The 1,035-nt window shown below is 79.3% G+C and carries 1 pseudogene; it reads left to right on the forward strand.

Annotation, left to right across the window (positions count from 1 at the left end):
- Positions 1–1,035 (forward strand): annotated as a pseudogene (locus tag AC1DCG_RS25055) (chromosome segregation protein SMC); the annotation flags it as partial.

Genomic DNA, 1,035 nt, shown 5'->3' on the forward strand with positions numbered 1-1,035 from the left:
GGACCAGGCCAAGGCCGAGCGCGCCGCCGTCGGTCCTGCGGTCGATCCGGCCGCCGCCGAGGCCAGGCAGCGCTTCGCCAACGCCGAGGCCCAGCTGGCCGCCGCCCGCGCCGCCCTGGAGGCCGCCGAGGCCGAACGCACCAGCGCCGCCCAGGCCGAGGGCGCGGCCCGCGATCAGGCCCGCAAGGTCGAGGACCAGCTTGGCCGCCTGCGCACCGAGGCGCGGGGCCTGGCCCAGCTGACCGCCCCGCGCGCCAAGAGCGGCTTCTCGCCCGCCCTCGATGCGGTGACCCCCGACAAGGGCTATGGCGCGGCCCTGGCCGCCGCCCTGGGCGACGACCTGGAAGCCGCCCTCGACGCCCGCGCGCCGTCGCACTGGGCCGGAGCCGAAGCCCCCGCGACGGCGTGGCCCGAGGGCGTTCAGCCGCTGGYCCCGCTGGTCAAGGCTCCGGCTGAGCTGTCCGCGCGCCTGGCCATGGTCGGTCTGGTCGACCGCGCCGACGCCGCGCGCCTGGCCAAGGCCTTGCCGGTCGGCGCGCGCCTGGTCTCGAAGGAAGGCGACCTGTGGCGCTGGGACGGCTTCGTCGCCAAGGCCGACGCCCCCAAGCCTGCGGCCGTCCGCCTGGAGCAGCGCACGCGCCTGGCCGAGGTCGAGGCCGAGATCGACCAGGTTGCGCCCGGGGCCGAGGCCGCCAGCGCCGCTCTCAAGACCGCCGCCGATCGCCTGCGCGCCGCCGAGGACGCCCTGCGCGACAAGCGCCGGGGCCCGCCCGACGCCGAGCGCCTGCTGAACGGGGCCCGTGAGACCGTGGCCCGCTTCGAGCGCGAGGCCGCCCAGCGCGAGGCCCGCGCCCAGTCGCTGGACGACACCATCGCCCGCTTCGAGGCCGAGCGCGCCGAGGCCGACGAGGCCCTCGCGACCGTTCGCGCCGAGCACGAGGCCGCCGGTTCGGTCGGAGACCTCGCCCCGCAGCTGCAGGCCGCCCGCCAGGCCGCCGCCGCCGCGCGCGAGGCCGCCGCCGCCGCCCGCTCGGC

It is taken from the genome of Caulobacter sp. 10L414, from assembly GCF_056395525.1.